Annotated in this window: 1 protein-coding gene; it reads left to right on the top strand. The window is 63.0% G+C overall.

Annotated elements, in window-relative coordinates:
- The coding region (locus HX873_RS31185) for a response regulator (protein ID WP_177123813.1) at nucleotides 1-1,754 on the top strand (1,754 nt) is incomplete at its 5' end.
- Between the last annotated feature and the right edge of the window lie 31 nt (nucleotides 1,755-1,785).

Here is a 1,785-nt window from a genome sequence, read left to right as displayed (position 1 = left end):
TGCTGGGCCTGACGCTGGTGCCGCCACAAGGCTTGATCATCACCCTGCTCGGCTTTATCTGCCTCAGTGGCCTGTTGATGAGCCTGGCCCTGGGCGAACGCCAGCGCGCCATCACCGAAGACAACTTCAGCCTCAGCCGCGACCTGGCGGCCAGCAACGCCGAAATCGCCGCCAAGGCCGAATTCCTCGCGAAGATCAGCCACGAAATCCGCACCCCCATGAACGGCGTGCTGGGCATGACCGAACTGCTGCTGGGCACCCCGCTTTCAGTCAAGCAACGCGACTACGTGCAAACCATCCACAGCGCCGGCAACGAACTGCTCACCCTGATCAACGAGATTCTCGACATCTCCAAGCTGGAATCCGGGCAGATCGAATTGGACGATGTGCAGTTCGACCTCAACGCGCTGATCGAAGACTGCCTGAGTATTTTCCGCGCCAAGGCCGAGCAGCAGAACGTCGAGCTGATCAGCTTTATCCAGCCCCAGGTACCCCGGGTGATCAGCGGCGACCCGACGCGGCTGCGCCAGGCACTGTTGAGCCTGCTGGAAAATGCCCTGCAAAAAACCGATGAAGGCGAAGTACTGATCGTCGTCGCACTGGACGAGCGCAGCAGCAAACCGCGCCTGCGCATTGCCGTGCAAGACAGCGGCCTGCCGATGGAACCCGCCGAGCGCGACGCCCTGCTGCACAGCGAGTTGCACAGCAAGAACTTCCTCTCTGCCACCCGCCTGAGCGGCCATCTGGGCCTGGTCATTGCCCGCCAGCTGATCCTGTTGATGAACGGCGAATTCGGCATCAAGAGTGGCAGCCAGCAAGGCAGCACCCTGTGGCTGACCTTGCCGCTGGACCCGGAACGCCTGGAGCACCCGACCTCCGACCTCGACGGCCCGCTCAAGGGCGCGCGCGTGCTGGTGGTGGACGACAACGACACCTGCCGCAAAGTGCTGGTGCAGCAATGCACGGCCTGGGGCCTGAACGTGAGCGCCGTGCCTTCGGGCAAGGAAGCCCTGGCGCTGCTGCGCACCAAGGCGCACCTGCGGGACTATTTCGACGTGGTGCTGCTGGACCAGAACATGCCCGGCATGACCGGCATGCAACTGGCGGCGAAGATCAAGGAAGACCCGAGCCTGAACCACGACATCCTGCTGATCATGCTCACCGGCATCAGCAATGCGCCGAGCAAGATCATCGCGCGCAACTGCGGGATCAAGCGCATCCTCGCCAAACCCGTGGCCGGCTATACCCTCAAGACCACCCTTGCCGATGAATTGACCCAGCGCAGCAAGGGCTCCGTGCAACCACGCCAGCCGGCGATCAGCGCGCCGCCCCCGGTGACCGTGCCGAGTGATTTCCGGATCCTGGTGGCGGAGGACAACAGCATCTCCACCAAGGTGATTCGCGGCATGCTCGGCAAGCTCAACCTGCAGCCGGACACCGCCAGCAACGGCGAAGAAGCCCTGCAGGCAATGAAGGCCCAGCGCTACGACCTGGTGTTGATGGACTGTGAAATGCCGATCCTCGACGGCTTCTCCGCGACCCAGCAACTGCGGGCATGGGAGGTCAGCAACCAGCGGATTCGTACGCCAATCGTGGCACTCACCGCGCACATTCTTTCGGAACATAAAGAGCGTGCACGCCAGGCCGGGATGGACGGGCACATGGCCAAGCCGGTGGAGTTGTCGCAATTGCGCGAGCTGGTGGAGTACTGGGTGGCACAGCGCCAACAGCGGCCAGAGCACGCTCCCACCTGACCCATGCATGACGCAGATCAAAATGTGGGAG

This window comes from Pseudomonas sp. P7758 (assembly GCF_013386485.1).
In the GTDB taxonomy this organism is placed as follows: Bacteria; Pseudomonadota; Gammaproteobacteria; order Pseudomonadales; family Pseudomonadaceae; genus Aquipseudomonas.
The sequence above is the reverse complement of the archived record's forward strand: the minus strand, read 5'-3'. Positions and strand labels throughout refer to the sequence as shown.